Annotated in this window: 11 protein-coding genes; 5 read left to right on the top strand and 6 right to left on the bottom strand. The window is 36.9% G+C overall.

Going from position 1 to position 15,884, the window contains the following annotated elements; genetic code table 11:
• Nucleotides 1-181: 181 nt before the first annotated feature.
• The 5 genes from ACFQZ9_RS11970 to ACFQZ9_RS11950 all read right to left on the bottom strand — a co-directional run bounded on the left by ACFQZ9_RS11970 (nucleotide 182) and on the right by ACFQZ9_RS11950 (nucleotide 6,705).
• Nucleotides 182-2,470 carry an EAL domain-containing protein gene (locus ACFQZ9_RS11970; RefSeq protein WP_498943956.1) on the bottom strand — a complete coding sequence of 763 codons (2,289 nt, stop codon included), beginning with the start codon at nucleotides 2,468-2,470 and terminating at the stop codon, nucleotides 182-184.
• Between the two features lie 422 nt (nucleotides 2,471-2,892).
• Nucleotides 2,893-3,663: a diguanylate cyclase domain-containing protein gene (locus ACFQZ9_RS11965; RefSeq protein ID WP_498943955.1), complete on the bottom strand. Its 771-nt coding sequence runs from the start codon at nucleotides 3,661-3,663 to the stop codon at nucleotides 2,893-2,895.
• Between the two features lie 322 nt (nucleotides 3,664-3,985).
• The gene (locus tag ACFQZ9_RS11960) at nucleotides 3,986-4,072 is read right to left on the bottom strand and encodes a YjcZ family sporulation protein (protein WP_198313910.1); all 87 of its coding nucleotides are present in this window, start codon (nucleotides 4,070-4,072) and stop codon (nucleotides 3,986-3,988) included.
• A gap of 52 nt (nucleotides 4,073-4,124) precedes the next feature.
• Nucleotides 4,125-4,244, bottom strand: a complete 120-nt coding sequence (locus ACFQZ9_RS11955) for a YjcZ family sporulation protein (RefSeq protein WP_198313895.1) — start codon at nucleotides 4,242-4,244, stop codon at nucleotides 4,125-4,127.
• Between the two features lie 424 nt (nucleotides 4,245-4,668).
• Complete coding sequence (locus ACFQZ9_RS11950) at nucleotides 4,669-6,705, bottom strand: sigma 54-interacting transcriptional regulator (protein WP_498943954.1); 2,037 nt, start codon at nucleotides 6,703-6,705, stop codon at nucleotides 4,669-4,671.
• A 330-nt stretch (nucleotides 6,706-7,035) separates the two neighbouring features.
• Between ACFQZ9_RS11950 and ACFQZ9_RS11945 the strand changes: the two genes are divergently transcribed.
• The 5 genes from ACFQZ9_RS11945 to ACFQZ9_RS11925 all read left to right on the top strand — a co-directional run bounded on the left by ACFQZ9_RS11945 (nucleotide 7,036) and on the right by ACFQZ9_RS11925 (nucleotide 12,338).
• A complete protein-coding gene (locus ACFQZ9_RS11945; protein ID WP_498943953.1) occupies nucleotides 7,036-7,806 on the top strand; it encodes a gamma-glutamyl-gamma-aminobutyrate hydrolase family protein in 771 nt (256 codons plus the stop codon).
• A 122-nt stretch (nucleotides 7,807-7,928) separates the two neighbouring features.
• The gene (locus ACFQZ9_RS11940; protein ID WP_498943952.1) at nucleotides 7,929-9,359 is read left to right on the top strand and encodes a YfcC family protein; all 1,431 of its coding nucleotides are present in this window, start codon (nucleotides 7,929-7,931) and stop codon (nucleotides 9,357-9,359) included.
• 996 nt (nucleotides 9,360-10,355) lie between these two features.
• Nucleotides 10,356-11,078 (top strand): hypothetical protein, encoded by a 723-nt coding sequence (locus ACFQZ9_RS11935; protein ID WP_498943951.1) that lies wholly within the window; start codon nucleotides 10,356-10,358, stop codon nucleotides 11,076-11,078.
• Between the two features lie 392 nt (nucleotides 11,079-11,470).
• Complete coding sequence (locus ACFQZ9_RS11930) at nucleotides 11,471-11,713, top strand: hypothetical protein (RefSeq protein ID WP_498943949.1); 243 nt, start codon at nucleotides 11,471-11,473, stop codon at nucleotides 11,711-11,713.
• A 166-nt stretch (nucleotides 11,714-11,879) separates the two neighbouring features.
• Complete coding sequence (locus ACFQZ9_RS11925) at nucleotides 11,880-12,338, top strand: 2-thiouracil desulfurase family protein (protein ID WP_498943948.1); 459 nt, start codon at nucleotides 11,880-11,882, stop codon at nucleotides 12,336-12,338.
• 175 nt (nucleotides 12,339-12,513) lie between these two features.
• Here ACFQZ9_RS11925 and ACFQZ9_RS11920 read toward each other — a convergent pair whose 3' ends face one another.
• Nucleotides 12,514-15,639 carry an efflux RND transporter permease subunit gene (locus ACFQZ9_RS11920; protein ID WP_498943947.1) on the bottom strand — a complete coding sequence of 1,042 codons (3,126 nt, stop codon included), beginning with the start codon at nucleotides 15,637-15,639 and terminating at the stop codon, nucleotides 12,514-12,516.
• Between the last annotated feature and the right edge of the window lie 245 nt (nucleotides 15,640-15,884).

Genomic DNA, 15,884 nt, shown 5'->3' with positions numbered 1-15,884 from the left:
GGTAAGCAGTTATTTCTATCATGTTTTACATCATCCCGGAGAAAAAAAGATGCCTCCTGTATAACTGCGCCATCAGTTTCAGGAGACATCTCGCAATTCAAGTAAATGAAGCAGAATTTAAGAGTTTATTCACTGTTATGGTAAGATGTTCGAGGCCATTTTGAGTTCTTGGAATTATAAATTATATAACCTTGGCCAACCCTGCGATCAATTGCTCAAACTCCGTTACATGGATCGGTTTACTTATAAAATAACCCTGAACCTCATGGCAACCATTTTCTTTTAAGAAATGAGTCTGAACTTCTGTTTCTACTCCCTCTGCAATGCATTTAAGTTTAAGGTTTTTCGCTAAAGCAATAATCGTTTTAACGATGTCAGAATCCGTTTGATCAATTTGGATGTCATCCACAAAGGACTTATCAATTTTTAATGCATCAAGCGGCAGGCGTTTTAAATAACTCAGAGAAGAATACCCTGTTCCAAAATCGTCTATAGAAATATAGATTCCCATTTCTTTGAGCTTGTGAAGCATATTGATGGTGTATTCGCCACTTTGCATGACACTTTCTGTTATTTCCATTTCCAGGTTTGCAGCGTTAAATCCTGTTTCATGTAGAACCTCTTCGACATTATTTATAAAGTCGTCCTGCATTAATTGTTGTAATGAAACATTTACGGCAATCCGTAAGGGGATAAATCCTTTTTCTATCCATTCCTGTCCTTGCCTGCATGCAGTGTGAAGCACCCATTTTCCAATCGACTTGATTTGTCCTGTTTCTTCCGCAATCGTGATAAATTCATTTGGAGGGACCATTCCCAGTTCAGGATGCATCCATCTAATTAATGCTTCCACTCCGATAATCTTACCAGTGCCCAATTCCACTTTTGGCTGATAATAAAGGATAAATTCATTTTTTTCGATTGCTTTACGTAACCCTTTATGAATCAACCTTTTTCTGTTTAATTGTTGATTCATCTCTTTGTTAAAATAAAAATAATTATTTTTTCCATTCATCTTGACATAATACATGGCAGTATCAGCATTTTTTATAAGTGTATCCACATCCGTAGCATCCTCTGGAAAGAGGCTGATCCCAATGCTTGGAGTGATAAATAATTCATTTCCTTTCAACATATAGGATGTGGATAGGGATTGGATCATTCTTTTAGCTGTTTGTTCCAACTGTTCTTTCGCGATATCTTCCATGATAATGGTAAATTCATCGCCGCCTAAGCGAGCAACAATATCCTTTTCTCTTACACAGGCGATTAAACGTGATGACACTTCTTTAATTAACAAATCCCCTAAATCGTGTCCCAATGAATCGTTAATAAATTTAAAATGGTCTAAATCTATGAACAGTAGTGCCATAGGGTGAGTATTCCGTTGAGAGTTAACCATTGCGATGGCTATTTTTTCATAAAATAATCGTCGGTTTGGAAGTCCTGTAAGGGTGTCGTGAAATGCGTAATATCTAATCTGTTCTTCGTATTTTTTCTTTTCAAATAGGTCACGAAATACCATTACAGCTCCAAGGGTGTCCCCCTGATGATCAATAATAGGAGAAGCGCTATCATCAATTGGCAGCTCAGCTCCCTTCTTAGTAATGAGAAGGGTATCTTTATCAAGACCCACTACACGTTTTTGCGCCAATGCCTTTATAATGGGGCTTCCTACCATTTTTCGTGAAAATTCATTTATAATATTTAAGACCTCTTGATGGTCTTTGCCTAATGCTTCTTCTTGAAGCCAGCCGGTCAAGGTTTCAGCAATTGGATTCATATAAGTGATTTTTCCATTAATATCAGTAGTGATCACGCCATCTCCAATACTATCAAGCGTAACTGATAATTTTGCCTTACTTTCTATTAATTCATCTTGTCGCATTAATAAATCGTTAGAATCGTTAAATGACTTAAAAATAAAAATTAATAAATAGTTAGAAAACATACCGGCAAGCAGGGAAAAGCTCCAGACATAGGTTAATGTCTCCCACAACAAATTTGAATCTTTTAAAAGATGGGTTATGAAAATACTGGCAACCGACAGGGAAATTAGTTGAAGGAACGCCCAATTTTTCCAATTGCTTTGTTTAAGGTATTTCGAAATGATTCCAAGTATAAAGCCAAGAAGTAAAGCTGAAATCACTCCATAAATGGACGAGGTGTTGATACCAAATAGTAAAATTCGCCCCAATGCGATTACAATCGATGCTGAAAGGGAAGTGACAAATCCACCATGTAATGCAGAAAGTACAAAGACCACATACCGTAGATCGATTATTGTTGTTTCATTCACTTGAATGGAAAAATACATTAAAGCGATTCCTAATACTCCATACCCTAAACCATAGAGCAATTTTGAAATCAATTTTGAGTGTAAATTAGAATAATATAAAAAATAAATTTGATGCCCTACAAAAAGAAATGTAATTAATATTGTTGTGTTAATGAACAATTCATGGAACATTTCATCACCCATCACCTGTATCATTCTATATTTTTTAATCATTCGTAATAAAAGATTTGTATTTAAAAGACCTGCTTTAAATAACCACTCGTTTTAATACTAGACCTATCAAATCTGGAAAATATTCTTTAATCTTAAATAATATCGGTATTTTTTATTAAATGATTAGTGTTTTTACTAGTTTCCTAAAATTGGAACTAGTGGGGGAGAGGGATAGAAGAAAAGGGGGAAATTGAATGGTTTGATCATTCGATAATAAATTATTAAATACAAATAAAATATTTATTTAAATAGATAAATTTCAACTTATAATCAATTTGAAAAAACTTAGAATTAGTCTCTTTTGTAAGCCCGCCTTTCAGCGTACTCAAATATCTTTCCATGAAAAAATCCAGACCTTTATTAGCCTGGAATTAATAAGATTAGCAACTCTTTGCTTCATTAGCGCCCTGTTCATACATATAATAAGAGTTTTTCCCCAGTGATTTAGCTTTATACATAGCTAAATCAGCGTTTCTTATTAATGTTATCGCATCTGTTCCATGTTCCGGAAAAAAGGCTAAACCAATACTTGTGGAAGTCTTGATTTGAAAATTATTGATGGTAAAGGGCTTATTAATTTCCTCAAAGATTCCTTTTACAATTTTTAAAATTGCAGGTTTGTCCGTGTCTGGTAAGAAGATCACGAACTCGTCACCAGCATAACGTGAAATCGTATCCTCTTTACGTAAGCAGTTTAAAAGTCGATTCCCCATTTCCTTTAATAAAAGATCACCAACTTCATGTCCATAATTATCGTTGACCTGTTTAAATCCATCAAAATCTAAAAAAAAGACAACGCCCGTTTTATTTTCTTTTCCTAAATCTATTAGTGAATCAGTTAATTTCTCTTCAAAATATCTCCGATTTGACAGTCCCGTCAATTCATCATAATAGGATAGGGCTTTGAACTTTTCTTCTGCCCCCTCTAATCGAATCCTTTGTTTCATTACAATAAAGAGGAAGGGCATAAGGATCAATGTAGTACTAATAGTACCAATGAGCTCTTCAGTTCCAACCACCGGTATTTTCCAAAACCAATGGATAATCCTAAATAGAATGTTAAATTCCGAAACTTTTAATACCAGTAAACCCATTAAGATAAAAATTATTTTATATGACCAATTTAAATATTTCTTTTTTCTTATTTCCAAATAAGTCATCTCCAATTTAGTAAATCCCTTTAAAACAGATTACTAAATCTCAATGAGTACTTCAAATGATGTTTTCTGGTAAAAGAACTGAGTCGTATGTCGAGGCTTGTAATGAGTACTTTCATGGTATTCTAAAGCGTGATCTAGTGTATCCAATGAAGTAAAAAACAAGAGATGAGGAGAAGAAAACACTGTTTAAATACATCGAGTTCTTCGTGTAGAATAGGTCTTCAATATTGATGACATCATTGCTAACAATGTCATTCTTTGATTAAAAAAAAGGCCCGATAAAAAGGGCCTTTTTCCTACTCCATCCATCTTATTAGTACATCATAAATGATGCACCAACGATGATAAGGAGAATGAATAATACAACGATTAACGCAAAGTTATTTCCATATCCGCTCATATATTACACCTCCAGCATGAATGATTCTTTAGACTAGATCGTTATTGGTTTATTAATAAACAAAAGCAGTACCAACAATAATTAAAAGGATAAATAATACTACGATTAAAACAAATGTGCTGCCTCCGTAAAAACCGCCGCCGTAGCCAAAACCACCGTATCCAAAGCACATATTTATCACCACCTGTTAGAAGATCCTGAATATACTTTCACTATGTATCATATTTCATAAAACAAAAGTGGCTTGGACAACTATCATACGATATCGAAAAATATACGATTTACCTAAAAATGCAAAGAACGTCTGCCATTATAGGCAAACGCTCTTTCATGAAAAGAAGGTAATGTAGAATATGTTGGTTTTACGCTGGCGGTAATCATACTATATGTACAAGATCATAAAATGGCATGGACAAGGGCTGATTTTCTTAAATAAAAATTTCTCAAAATAGGCTTAATCGGTTGGGTACTCATTTAAACTGTTGAATAGTCTAAAGTGTAGCCGTAAACCCATGTTCTTCCTTAACGCTTAGACTTGTTAAAGTAATCTCAATCAAAAAAAGCCCTGCTCGGGCTTTTTTGTATTTTTTAATCCATCACTTAATTGTGGTTAGAATCTCCCGCCCATTTCTTGTTAGATTAATTCCTGCTCTCCCTCTTTTTGTTTGCAAATACCCTCGACTTTTTAAAAAATTCAACCGGTGTCTAACCTGTGCCTCAGATAATTTCATGTCGACTTCTTGGCTCTTTTCAGAAATAATCCTTCTTCCGATTACCCTTCCATTTTCTTCATAATTCATGATGAGGTTAAGGATGAAAAGTGATTCTTCATCAAGAGCGATTGAACCTGAATAAAAGGGTGGTATGCTCTCCATCGGGTCACGATCTGGTATTCTTTGTGGAGGTTTTTGAAAATAATGTTGATTCGGCAAATCATTCTTTGTTAGTTGGTTTCCGGTACGGACAGCAAGCATATAATCGATGGTATTTTTAAGTTCTCTTACATTTCCATACCATGGATACCCTTGAAGTTCCTCCATTAATTCTTGTTCCATTTTGACCTTATGGTTCGATAGCGCAACAAAATGCTTAGCCAATAATTCAATGTCATTTCGACGAGCCCTTAATTCGGGAAGGTGTACAAAGAGTACCTTAAGCCGATGGTATAAGTCCTCTCTAAACACATTTTCTCGAATCATTTTCAGTAGATCCTTATTGGTGGCTGCAATAATCCGAACGTCTATGGGGATAATTTGGCTTCCACCCACACGCATGATTTCTTTTTCCTGCAATACTCGAAGTAGTCGTGCTTGAAGTTTAAGACTAATATCTCCAATCTCATCCAAAAAAATAGTGCCGCCATTTGCTTGCTCAAACAATCCCATTTTTCCGCCCTTTTTTGCTCCGGTAAACGCTCCGTCCTCATAGCCGAATAGTTCGCTCTCGACTAAATCATCCGATAATGCACTAAAGTTAACGGCAAGAAAAGGACCGCTGTTTCGAAGAGAGGCATTATGAATAGCACCTGCAAACAACTCTTTTCCGGTCCCGCTTTCGCCTTCAATTAAAACAGTTAACTCCGTCTTAGCTAACCTTTTAGCAATTTGTTTCGTTTCTTGGATGTTGGAGCTGATCCCAACGATATCATGAAAGTTGTATTTTGCGACGTATCCTTTTTTAACAAACTCATTTCTCAATTTACGTTCAATCTCAATGGTCTTAAGGGCATTTCTAAAAGTAACAATAATCGATTGATCATTGATATGCAGACGTTCCACGATCACGTCCAAACCGTTTACAACAAATATACTGCTTTCTTGTTCCCTATTTGAAAGGATAAACGTTATCAAATCAACATTATCAATAATGGAATCAATAGGATGGCCAATCGCATTTTTGCTTTTTATTTTAAGCATATTTTCCAGGATTTCATTAAAGACAATAATCCTTCCTTTATCATCAATCGCTAGTATCCCGTCACCAACACCATCAATCACTTGATGAAGTTGTCGATGGGCTTTAGCTAGATTTTTCGTTAAATCTACTATTTTTCGATAGTACCTTTCAGAAACATGGTTACCGTATTCCTCCATTAAACGGAATCGCTCCAGAATGGAAATGATCGTCGTAATATCGATTAGTCTATGACCAATATTAATCACTTGTTCTACAAAGTTGGGGATAATTGTAAGTTCACCGGGTGTGATTGCAAGCTTGATCCTTTGGATATTTGTTTTTCCAGGATAGTATGGGATATATTCAATGTGGTTTAGCCCCAATTGACGCATGGTTTCAATCGATTCATATACGGTTTCAGGATGATCATTCACATACAGGGCTTGTGTTCCTTCTGGCAAAAATAAAAGTTGATCCACATTTTCATAATTTAATGTTCGTTTGGTTATAATTACTTCGCAGTTGTCCCCAATAAAGTCCTTGACCTCTTCTTTCAACATACTAGAGAGTAAAACGATTACTGATGAATTAAATACTCTTGGAATCCCTTCTTCTACAGAAAAACTTTCAATATCGATAAAGTCACTTACCATCTCTGCTAATTGTTGATGGAGGGCTTTTCGTGTTTCCTTGAGGCCGGTAATCAATACAATGTGGTTGTTTTCAACTTCGTTCATAGAACACCTCTTTAGTTTGCATCTAATTGGTCTAAAATTGGTTATTTAATTTGGTTATTTCATAGCCAAATAATAACCAATTATAATGCATATCAACATAGCAAGCACTGGTAAAATAACAAAATATTTAAAACGGTGGGAATAATCATTTGAATTTTAATGTTGGTACAATATTTGCAAGTATAAACAGCATGTAAAGAAAAATGAATTTAGTAGAGTAGTCATCCACCTATTCGAATTCTTTACCATTTCATAGCAAAAGGAGGAAGAGAATATAAAATCACTTAGTGAAAGACAACGAAACCATTTAAAACTATGAGGTGAGAAGAAATGAAACCACTAATTGGCGTTACCGGGTATTATGTTGACCATAGCGAAATAGGGAAGGAGGGCTTACGGGGGCTGCCAGGTCAAGATATGGCAATATTCTCTTATGACTACATCCGTTCACTTCAACGGGCGGGTGCAACGGTTCTTCTACTTCCAATCGAAGAAGTTGATCAAATCGATTCGACACTTAACCAATTAGATGGATTGTTATTGGCTGGTGGCGCAGATATCAATCCATTTTATTACGGTGAAATTCCCCAATCGTATATAGGCACTGTAGAGGAAGAGCGCGATCACTTTGAATTAAATCTAGCAAGGCAGGCTTTAGAGAGAGATATTCCTATTCTAGGAATCTGTCGAGGATTACAGGTGTTAAATGTTGCTGCTGGAGGGTCGCTTTATCAAGACTTAGAACATGAGATGGGTCCTGAACATTTCCATGCTCGGGAACAGTTTCGTAAATGGCAAGGCTCCCATTCTGTAAATCTCCTTGAAGGGAGAAAAATTTATGAGGCGATTGGCGAAAAATCCTTAATGGTTAATTCTTTTCATCATCAAGCAGTGAAAACGCTGGGAAGAGACTTTGAAGTGAGTGCTTGGTCCTTTGATGGTGTAATAGAGGCCATTGAATCCAAAGCCCATCAATATGTAGCAGCCGTTCAATGGCATCCAGAAATGATGGCGGAACGGGATGTGCTGCAGCAGCGGTTATTTAACCACTTTGTGAATGAAGTAAGTAATATGGTGGTTAGATCGGAGTGTTATAAGTAAAAGAATCGATGGAATTATTCAATTACCTCTTAAAGATTTTTAATATGACGGCCTGGGACGCTCAGCAGTTGAGTTACCTAGACTGTCGGTTGCCAAAAATTTATTGAAAAGGGGAACGGTATATGAGTCAAATGTCAGAAAAAGTACTTTCATTCGAGTCAGGAGAAAAAAAGGAAAAAAGGGAACGGAAAATAAACGTTTTTGCACTGTTACTTGTCTTTTTAGTGATTGCAACCATTATTACACATATCATGCCAGCTGGAGAATATACACGTATTCAAAAGAATGGATATACAACAGTAAATCCAAATTCATTCAAATGGATTGCTTCAGCGCCGGTTGGATTCTTTGATATGTTAAAAGCCATTCCTTCAGGGATGGTAGAAGCGGCTAATATTATCTTTTTTGTTCTGATTATCGGAGGATTCTTTGGTGTATTAAAGGCTTCAGGTACGGTTGAGGCTCTTGTTTCAACGATGGCAAGAAAACTCGCGAACCGTGAAAAGTTGATGATTCCGATTATCATGCTATTCTTTGCACTTGGCGGATCCTTAATGGGGATGGCCGAGGAAACCTTGGCATATGTACCTCTGTTTATCCCACTGGCTCTCGCGATTGGATTTGATACAATAACAGGAACGGCGATGGTATTGGTAGGGGCGTCCGTCGGATTTACAACCGCCATTATGAATCCGTTTACAGTTGGGCTTGCGCAGGGAATTGCTGGCCTTCCTATGTATTCGGGGATGGGGTTCCGCCTGGTTTTATTCGTAATCTTATATCTTATTGCTGTTACATTCGTCTATCGTCATGCAATGAAAGTTAAGAAAAATCCATCAACCGGAATTTTCGGGAAGTTTGATACAAGTAGGTCAGACACCCTATTAACAGCAAAAGTACAGTTAACAACAAGACATAAATGGATTTTAACAGCATTTTTTATCAATTATGTGATTCTTGTACTCGGTGTTATTAAGTACAAATGGTATATAACAGAAATTGCAGCCTTATTTATTATCTTAACGATAGTCATTGCAATCCTTGGCAAGATATCGATTGATGATACCGTTGAATCGTTTACACAGGGATCGGCATCTTTAATCAGCGGAGCTTTAATCATTGGTGTATCGCGCGCCATTCTGGTCGTATTGAATCAAGGGCATATTATTGACCCTCTGCTTCACCAAGTATCAGAAGGAATGAAACATATTCCTGCTTTTTTAAGTGTTGTCGGAATGTTCAACTTCCAAGCGGCTATACATTTCATTCTAGCATCAGGCAGCGGCCATGCGATGTTGACCATGCCTATTATGGCACCGCTTGCCGATTTATTGCACATTACACGCCAAACAGCCGTATTATCCTTTTCCTTCGCGGATGGTATTGGAAATATTATTTTTCCGACAGGTGGTACGCTAATGGCTGGGTTGGCAATTGCAGGAATTTCCTGGACAAAGTGGGCAAAATGGATTCTCCCTTTGATTCTAATTGAATACGCAATTGGTACAATAGCGGTCATCATTGCTCATGCGATTGGTTATGGTCCATCTTAATATCAGGCGGCTAGTTTTTATAGTGGGGTTACCGGCTAAGATAAAAAGTTAATTTATTTGAATCGGAAGAAGGAAGGTAGAATTTTGACTGACGCTGACTTTGACATTAATATTTAAGCAATGATCTCCAATAATCGGGCGCAATTCTGTAGTAAGAATTGTGCTCTTTCTTTATGTTAACGGCCTGATTGTGGGGGAGACAGTAAGAGTAAGAATACTGATTAAAGACCTTTTGTGAAGTGTTTCACTTAAACTAGCTGGCAGGTTAGTTTAACAAGAAGGCAGTAAATTTTTGACTGTTGCTAATTGCCTTGTGAACACAAGTAAAATGAGGAGATACTATACCGCAAATAAAATAACAGCCAAGAATACATTTTACAAATTGGCAAATATCTATTCCTCTTTAAACATGGACACATACACTATTTTTGAAACAATTTGAGGCGGAGATATAAAATGGAAAGACAATTCTTTGGTTGCGGTATGGGTTATGGAGGCTGTCCTTTCCACCATCATCATGGATTCCATCACTGGTACTTTTGTTAACTTACAAAATGGATTTAACCCTTGGAGCAATATCTTCAGGGGTTTTAAATTGTCTTAAAAGGATTACATAGGTCTTATTATTAACCTTTGTTAAATAGAGTGTTAATTTTTACTAATTATTAAACTGACGTGTGAAAGAGTATAAGATCGAGGCTGTCAATAAGCCGCTTTTTATTATTTCAGTTACCATATAATTTTTTTTTCATAATTTATCAGTGAACAATAATTTATTGAAAGAGGTTGGTTAAATGGTTTTAAAACTTGACATGGAACAATTGCTTTCTTTAGCAAAGGAAAATGGTGTAGTTGATTTTCTTGATAATAATCCAGTAGAAGTTATAGCAAAGTTAGGAAAAGGACCTAAGTCAAAAGGAAGCAAAGGTAAAAAAGGAAGCAAAGGCTCAAAAGGCAGCAGCGGGTCCAGCGGCAGTCACGGTAGCAGCGGGTCCAGTGGCAGTCACGGTAGCAGCGGGTCCAGAGGTAGCCACGGCAGCAGCGGATCAAGCGGCAGTCACGGTAGCAGCGGGTCCAGTGGCAGTCATGGCAGCAAGAGATCCAGAAGCAGTAGCAGTAGCAGCGGATCAAGCGGCAGTCATGGCAAAAGGAGATCCAGCAGCAGCAGCGGATCAAGCGGCAGTCATGGCAAAAGGAGATCCAGCAGCAGCAGCAGCAGTAGCAGCGGATCCAGTGGCAGTCATGGCAAAAGGAGATCCAGCAGCAGTAGCAGCGGATCAAGCGGCAGTCATGGCAGAAGGAGATCCAGCAGCAGCAGCAGTAGCAGCGGATCAAGCGGCAGTCATGGCAGAAGGAGATCCAGCAGCAGTAGCAGTAGCAGCGGATCAAGCGGCAGTCATGGCAAAAGGAGATCCAGCAGCAGCAGCGGATCAAGCGGCAGTAGCGGTTCAAAAGGCAGTAAAGGATCAAAAGGTAGCAGCGGTTCAAAAGGCAGTAAAGGCTCGAGGGGCAGCAGCGGTTCAAAGGGAAGCAAAGGCTCGAGGGGCAGCAGCGGTTCAAAGGGCAGCAAAGGCTCGAGAGGCAGCAGCGGTTCAAAAGGGAGTAAAGGTTCAAAAGGCAGCAGCGGTTCAAAAGGCAGTAAAGGTTCAAAAGGCAGTAAAGGTAAAAAAGGAGGTAAAAGGTAATAGCGGAAATTCAATTCTGAAAAAAATTATTTAGTGCAATTAGTAAACTCTTCACCTAATAATTTTTTATAAAGTTAAAACGTTCACTTTAAAACCGATTTCATAAATCGGTTTTTTTGCTTCTTATAAAGTAACGGATGATTTCCTTAAAGCAAAGGCACAAAAAGCCAGCCTTTTTCTTCTTCAGCTATCCTGAAAAATAGTAATGGTGAAAGGGCATTTTGGCAATATTTTAGTTGAATTTTATAATTGTGTTTAACTCATTAGATTGTGAAAAAATATTCTTAAAGTAAAGGGTGCAAGAGTAAAATTTGAGGATCATTGTGGTGATTCTGCTTTGTTGATGTACTTATGGGCAGGTTAGTAAAACGATAGTAATATATTATTTATTAAGTAGTATGACTAAAATAGCATCGGAGTAATATAATGGATTCTTTTGGTAAAAAAATTATCAACTTGTTTTTTGAAAAACCTAACTACACTGAAAAACCTCCAATAGAGCGAGCACAATTTATATTATTGGTAGCTTCTTTGTTTTCATTTTTCTTTGTTGGCTTAAATGTTGGAAAATCTACATATCCAATATATTTTTCAATCTCAGACTTTTTAATTGGTACTTTATTTGTTTTACTTTTGTATAGCAGTATTTTTTTATTGGGATTCTATTGATAATTTCTTATAATTTAAAATCAGCTATTATTTTTTATTCAGCATACGGGAGCAAGAGCTAAAGTTGAGATCGTTGCGGCGGTCTTTTTGTTGTACTAACGGATAGTTGAACAAGAAAATATTTGGTAAAATTCAATTAGAAGGACTAGCAGAAGGGGGTTAGTAAATGATATTGGTGAGTTCCTGCTTAGCGGGGTTAGATGTGAGATATAATAGGACAAATTGTTTAAATGATAAAATAAGTAAATTGGTAGAAGAAAATAAAGCTATTACAATATGTCCAGAATTACTTGGTGGGTTTTCAACGCCTAGAGAACCAGCTGAGATAATTGGTGGAAACGGAGAAGATGTTCTAGATGGAAACGCTAAAGTAGTTGATAAATCAGGTAAAGATGTTACCCAACTTTACATAAAAGGAGCATATTCTACGCTAGAACAAGCTATAGAATTAAATGCAACTTTGGTGGTTCTAAAGGAAAATAGCCCATCTTGCGGCAGTTCAACCATATATAACGGTGAATTTACCGAAAAAAAAATTATGGGGATGGGAGTCACTTCTGCTTTACTAAAAAGAAATGGATTAAAAGTAATCTCAGAAGAACAATTTGCAGATATCCTCCTTTAGTTCTCACTAATATTGGCATTTTTATATTGTTTATTTTAAAGAGATTGTGAAATACTGCACTTAAACAAACGGGGCAGTTGAAGAAGAGCCGATAGGAAACAAAAAAACACCGACAAAAGGTCGGTGTTTTTGTAAGGGGTGTTCCACTTAATAACTAAATCCTTTAATAATTTTTCTAACTAATATTGCTTTGATTTGGAACATTAATGTTTTTAATTGCTGCTTTTTTATGCAACCATTCGTAAATGATCGGGATGATAATGAAACTATTGATTGTTGATGTTACCATACCTCCAATTACGACAATACCAAGTGTTTGAGAAATGACCGTATCCGCATTATGAGAAAATGCAAGTGGTAACAAAGTAAGGATTGTTGCTGCTGCTGTCATTAAAATCGGTCGAATCCTTGAAAGACTACCATTCAATACAGCCTCTTGTACAGTCATTCCTTCTTTTCGATTTCTTTCAATTTTATCAATTAATACAATACCGTTTGTAACCACGATACCTGTAAGCATCAGAACCCCAATTAATGCAGCTAAATTCCATTCTCCGTGGAATAAAATTAATGCGATTACTACACCACTTAAAGCAAGTGGAATGCTTAAAAGTACAGATAATGGTGCTCTCCATCCTTTGAAAATAGAAGAAGTAATGAGTAATACTAAAAGGATAGAGAAAGCAACGGCTACAGCCATATCAAAAATCATATCTTTTACTTGTTGAGTAATACCACCCAATGAGTACGTTACATCCTTAGGAAGTTTCATATCGCTTAGAACTTTGTCTGCTTGACTTGAAACTTTACTAATGTCATTAGATGTGATTTGTGCAGTTACAAGTGAGAATGGTTGACCATCTCGTTCGCTAATGGTTGAAGCAGATGTATCTTTTCCAATCTTAGCAATTTGGTCAAAACGAACCATCTGACCATTATTTCCTATTAATTTTTCAGCCGCAAGAGATGCTAAAACATCATCTGCAGAAGCATTTAAGGTGATCGTAGAGTTTGATCCTGTTGCAATTTGATCTAAATATTGGTCCACAGGAAGTGCTTTATGATCCACGGTAACCGTTGCATCCTTAGATTGAGACATATAGCGGTTAATGACCGTTAAAATGTCAGCAACTTTTACGCCTTTATCTTGAATCGCTTTTTGGTCAAAAGTCACTTTATACTTTGGAGAACCGTTCGTTAAATCCACTTTTCCATCTACACTCAGGTTCGCAATTTTTGATAAGTTGGTTCTCGCTTGTTGTGCGACTTGATCCAATGTTGCTTGGTCTGAACCTGTGAACAAGATACGCATTTGTGAATCATCACCAGAAATGTTCTGGCTTGTTACGGTATAAGTAACATCTTTAGATAAAGTCGGAAGCTGCTTTTGTAACTGTTGAATAACAGCATCAGCATCCTTGTCGTTCTTCAACACAACAGAAAGATTCGCGACATTTGGATAGGTGATAAAACCGCCGCCTTGGTCAAACACGTCATCACTTTGAGGTGTCATAGTCGAACCGAAATTAGCTGAATACGCATCGACTTTTGTATTTGCCTTCAATGTTTTCTCAATTTTTTGTACTTCTGAATCGACTTGAATGAGTGTGCTTCCTTTTGGCAATTCTGCTTTAATGGCAATTTGTCCGATTTTTCCACTAGGCAATAAACTTACAGGAAGAAAAGCAGAATAGGCGCCAGCGGCTAAAAACACCAGTATAGAAACAATAATCATTGCTTTTTTGTGTTTAAATGCAGATTGCAGAATTGGTTTCATTTTTGTATCGAGTTTGACGGTTTGTTTTTCTCCGTTTCCGCCTTTCCATCCCATGAAAGCAAGAGCTGGAATGACAAGCATGGCAACAAAGAATGAAATGATGAGTGCAATCACGACGGACCATGCAAATCCGCTATATGAAGCACTAATGACTCCGCCAACAAACGCGATAGGAATATAAACTGCAATGGTCGTTAAAGTGGAACCTAATATTGCAGGGATCATTTCAACAACCGATGATGCTAGGATGGAAAGCAAAGGTTTTTCCTTGTTTTCTTCCCGTTTACGGTACATGTTGTCTAATATAACAATCGAGTCATCGACAATACGGCCCATCGCTACAATCAAACCTGAGACCGTTAAAATGTTTAACGTGATACCCATTGATTTTAAGAAAGCCGTTGTTGCCAGTAATGAAATAGGCAATGAAATGGCAATTAATAATGTGCTTCTTACATTTCGGAAGAAGAAGAATACACAAATCATTGAGAATAAGCAGCCTAGTAAACCTTCTCGAACTAACCCGAATAGAGAACTGTTTAATTCTTTTTCTCGGTCAAGTAGGATCTTAAAAGAAACATCCTTTGGATTTACTGTATCCAAATGAAGATGTGCAACCCGGTCTTTTACTTGATTGGCTACATCCGTAATATTGGCTGATGGTGTTTTGATCACATTTAAAGTTACACTTGGTTTCCCGTTTGTTCTTGAAACAGTTTTAAAGTCATTCAAAGAATGAGTTATAGTTCCAAATGCTGATACAGGAATCGCTTTTCCTTCCTTGTTCATAATGGTTGCGTTTTTCATTTGTTGCACAGTTAATGGTAAACCATCAAATGAAACTGGAATAGATAATTGATTGTTTGCAATCGTACCTGACGGCATAGATGGAACGGCTAATGCAAACGATTTATTAATATCATCCAATGTTAACCCGTTTTTCACTAGGTCTTTCATACGGACCGTTAATACATATCCATCTTTTGCTCCACCAAATACGGAAACATCCGCTACACCAGGAACAGATTTTAATTGTTTAATAATTTCCTGTGTTGCTGTTGAGCGAAGTGTTGCTTCATCCAATTTCGAACTTGTTACGCTGTAAGTTAAAATCGGGAATGAGCTAGTTGTTAATCGTGTCACCGATGGAGTAGATGTAATAGTCTGCGGAAGATCAGCATTAGCTAATGCTTTATTGACTTGATCTTCAGCTTGTTTCATGTCTGTATTCATTGGAAAATACAGACTCATAAATAGTCCGCCATCATAGGATGTGCTTTCCACATTGGATAAACCATCTACTGTTTTGACGGCACTTGCCAGATTATCGGTTACTTGCTGTTTTACCTGAGCTGCTTGATAACCAGGCACTCTCATGCTAACTGTAAGGGTTGTATTGTTAATCCCAGGCAAATAATCTCTTTGCATCTGGTAAGCTGAAATCCCCCCCCAAGCCAAGATGATGACAACACACACAATCATCAGAATGGCTCTTTGCATGGTTGCTTCAACCAACCTTTTCATTATTTTTCCTCCTCAATTTTTTTATATAAATTGAACCCAAGTAACCTTATAGATTTTGTTATAAATGCAAAATTATTACTGTATCGTAATTGGGCAACTCAAGTATATAAAACATACTTGTACGTTCCCTGAATGAAACATTAAAAATACATTAAAATGAAAACATAAACCATTTTTTAGGGTCCAGGGGTGTTTTTGCTTCGAAATATGATTTTGTTGCTTGATTTTTAGAATAACCTATGAAA

Origin of the sequence: Neobacillus sp. GCM10027624, assembly GCF_042675345.1 — a bacterium.
Taxonomy (GTDB): Bacteria; Bacillota; Bacilli; order Bacillales; family Cytobacillaceae; genus Neobacillus; species Neobacillus cucumis_D.
The sequence above is the reverse complement of the archived record's forward strand: the minus strand, read 5'-3'. Positions and strand labels throughout refer to the sequence as shown.

Coding starts and splice junctions, on each gene's coding strand:
- ACFQZ9_RS11970 (WP_498943956.1), bottom strand. CDS start 2,470: ATGTTCCATGAATTGTTCATTAACACAACAATATTAATTACATTTCTT.
- ACFQZ9_RS11960 (WP_198313910.1), bottom strand. CDS start 4,072: ATGAGCGGATATGGAAATAACTTTGCGTTAATCGTTGTATTATTCATT.
- ACFQZ9_RS11955 (WP_198313895.1), bottom strand. CDS start 4,244: ATGTGCTTTGGATACGGTGGTTTTGGCTACGGCGGCGGTTTTTACGGA.
- ACFQZ9_RS11950 (WP_498943954.1), bottom strand. CDS start 6,705: ATGAACGAAGTTGAAAACAACCACATTGTATTGATTACCGGCCTCAAG.
- ACFQZ9_RS11945 (WP_498943953.1), top strand. CDS start 7,036: ATGAAACCACTAATTGGCGTTACCGGGTATTATGTTGACCATAGCGAA.
- ACFQZ9_RS11940 (WP_498943952.1), top strand. CDS start 7,929: ATGAGTCAAATGTCAGAAAAAGTACTTTCATTCGAGTCAGGAGAAAAA.
- ACFQZ9_RS11930 (WP_498943949.1), top strand. CDS start 11,471: ATGGATTCTTTTGGTAAAAAAATTATCAACTTGTTTTTTGAAAAACCT.
- ACFQZ9_RS11925 (WP_498943948.1), top strand. CDS start 11,880: ATGATATTGGTGAGTTCCTGCTTAGCGGGGTTAGATGTGAGATATAAT.
- ACFQZ9_RS11920 (WP_498943947.1), bottom strand. CDS start 15,639: ATGAAAAGGTTGGTTGAAGCAACCATGCAAAGAGCCATTCTGATGATT.